Here is a 2647-nt window from a genome sequence, read left to right as displayed (position 1 = left end):
GCGTCAGCTCGCGCAGCAGCGAGGTCATCCACGCGGGCCTCTACTACCCGGCCGGCTCGCTGAAGGCGAGGCTGTGCGTGCGCGGCAGGCAGCTGCTGTATGCGCACTGCGCCTCGCACGGCGTCGCGCACCGGCGCTGCGGCAAGCTGGTGGTCGCGACCGCGCCGGAGCAGTTGCCCGGGCTGCGCGCGCTGCAGGCCAAGGCCGCGGTCAACGGCGTCGACGACCTACGGTGGTTGACGCGGGAGGAGGCCCAGGCGCTCGAGCCGCAGCTGCGCTGCGAGGCCGCGTTGCTGTCGCCCTCGACCGGCATCGTCGACAGCCACGGGCTGATGCTGTCGCTGCAGGGGGACCTCGAACGGCACGGCGGTGCCGTCGCGTTCGGCGCCGCGGTGACCGCGGTGGATCGCGGCGGGCCGGGACATGTCGTGCGCACGAGCGAGCTGTCACTGGGCGCGCGCCTCGTCGTCAATGCGGCGGGACTGCACGCGCCGCTGCTCGCCTGGGCCATCGAGGGACTTCCGCCGCCGCCCGTCGCCCGCTTCAGCAAGGGCTGCTACTTCGCGCTGCAGGGCCGCGCGCCGTTCTCGCGGCTGGTCTATCCGCTGCCGCAGGACGCCTGGCTCGGCGTGCACCTGACGCTGGACCTGGGCGGCCAGGCGCGCTTCGGACCGGATGCGCAGTGGCTCGATGCCGATCGCCCCGAGGACATCGACTACGCCGTCGATCCGGCGCGCGCCGAGGTCTTCTACGAGGACGTGCGGCGCTACTGGCCGGCGCTGCCCGACGGAGCACTGCAGCCGGCCTACAGCGGCGTGCGGCCCAAGATCCATGCGCCGCACGAACCCGCGCCGGACTTCCGCATCGACGGCCCCGCGCAGCACGGCGTGCCGGGCCTGGTGAACCTGATGGGCATCGAGTCGCCGGGACTCACCAGTGCGCTCGCGATCGCGGAGGAGGTCCTCGCGCGGCTGGACTGAACGCCGCGGCGCGCCGCGCTCAATCAATCGGGCGGCACGCGCAGCGCCCGCTCGCGTTCCTTGGCGATGCGCGCGGCGAAGTCGGCGGCGCTGCCGCCGGTGGGCAGGTTGCTGACCTCCAGCATCCGCGCGCGCAGCTCGGGCTGGCGCAGGGCGTCGTTGACCAGCGCGTTGAGGCGGCGTAGCCGCTCCTCGGGCACGCCGCGCGGCGCGAACAGGCCGAAGGTCGAGACCAGGTTGGCGTCCGGGAAGCCGAGTTCCGCCAGCGTCGGCACCTCGGGCAGCACCGGCAGCCGCACCGGCGAGCCGATGGCCAGCGCCTTCAACCGGCCCTGGCGCACCAGCTGCAGTTGCTGCGCGGCGACGTTGGAGGACAGCAGCTCGAACTGGCCGCCGATCGCATCGGTCAGCTGCTGGCCGCCGCCTTTGTAGGGCACGTGGATGATGTCGACGCCGGCCGCGGCGCGCACCTGCGCGAGCACCATGTGGCCCACCGTCGCGTGACCCGAGGTGGCCCAGCGCAGTCGCCCCGGCGCGGCCCGCGCGGCGGCGAGCATCGCGGGGAAATCTCGGGGCTTGAACGACGGATGCGCGAGCACCAGCACCGGCGTGTCCATGAGGCTGACGACCGGCACGACGTCCCGCGGCGGGGCGTCGCCGCGGCCGGTGGCGGCGGAGGCCGGGTCCGGCGGCCCGAAGACCAGTGGCGAGATCGCGCAGTAGGCCAGCGTGTGGCCGTCGGGCGCGGCGCGGGCCAGTGACTCCAGCGCAGTCAGGCCGCCGGCGCCGGCGCGGTTCTCGACGATCACCGGCACCTTCAGGCGTGCGCCCATGAACTGGGCGAGCGCGCGCGCGGTCTCGTCGCTGACGCCGCCGGGCGGGTAGGCCACGATCAGGTGCAGGGCGCGCGACGGCCACGGCTCGGCGGCGGTCGAGCCCTGCGCCTGCGCGCCTGCGGTGAATGCAGGCAGGCCGGCCACACCCGCGAGCGCCACGCCGTGCCCGATCACCCACGCGCGCCTACGCATCGCGGTGCTCCATCGCGATGCGCCGCGCCAGCGCGAGGAAGGTCGCCATCGGGCCGTCCTGGTCGTGGGTCCGGTAGGCCAGCGTCAGCGGGGCCTCGAGCCGCGCCTGCTTCTCCATCGGCCGGTACACGATGGAATGCGCATGCACGCCCCGCATCGAGGCCGGCACCACCGTGATCCCGGCGCCTGCGGCGACCAGGTTGAGGTTCATCATCATCCGGTCGACCTCGACGAAGCTGCGCGGCCGCACGCCGTCGCGCTCGCACAGCGCCAGCAGGTTGGCGTAGAGGCCGGGCGCGCCGGGGCGCCGCACCAGGATCAGGTCCTCGTCCTCCAGCTCGGCCAGCGGCACCGGCGTCGTGGCCGCGCGCGGCACCGCCGCGAGCCGGTGGTCCAGCGGCACGGCCAGCAATGCGGGCTCCGTCAACAACGTCTCGAAGCTGATGCCCTCCGGCCGCGCCACCGGCACGCGCAGGAAGCCGCCATGCAGCCGCGTCTTCACGATCGCGTCGATCAGGCCGGCGGCATTGTTCTCGGTCATCGACAGCGCGATGCCGGGATGCTCGCCCCGGCAGGCGCGCAGCACCGCCGGCGTGTAGGCATGCGCCGCCGCGGAGCTGGTGAAACCGATCGCCAGCA

The 2647-nt window shown here is 74.1% G+C and carries 3 protein-coding genes; 1 reads left to right on the top strand and 2 read right to left on the bottom strand.

Going from position 1 to position 2647, the window contains the following annotated elements; all coding sequences use genetic code 11:
• Window positions 1-980, top strand: a 980-nt coding sequence (locus FUT87_RS20435) for an NAD(P)/FAD-dependent oxidoreductase (protein ID WP_147242207.1), incomplete at its 5' end; no start/stop codon positions are given.
• A gap of 23 nt (window positions 981-1003) precedes the next feature.
• On the opposite strand, the gene FUT87_RS20430 is transcribed toward FUT87_RS20435, so the two are convergent.
• Window positions 1004-2008, bottom strand: a complete 1005-nt coding sequence (locus FUT87_RS20430; RefSeq protein WP_147242206.1) for a tripartite tricarboxylate transporter substrate binding protein — start codon at window positions 2006-2008, stop codon at window positions 1004-1006.
• Window positions 2001-2647, bottom strand: a 647-nt coding sequence (locus tag FUT87_RS20425; protein ID WP_147242205.1) for a LysR substrate-binding domain-containing protein, incomplete at its 5' end; no start/stop codon positions are given. The genes FUT87_RS20425 and FUT87_RS20430, both read right to left, overlap by 8 nt.

The sequence above is a fragment of the Mitsuaria sp. TWR114 genome, from assembly GCF_007997345.1.
The sequence above is the reverse complement of the archived record's forward strand: the minus strand, read 5'-3'. Positions and strand labels throughout refer to the sequence as shown.

Excerpts from the sequence above, each read along its gene's own strand:
- FUT87_RS20430 (WP_147242206.1), bottom strand. The coding sequence starts at position 2,008 with ATGCGTAGGCGCGCGTGGGTGATCGGGCACGGCGTGGCGCTCGCGGGT.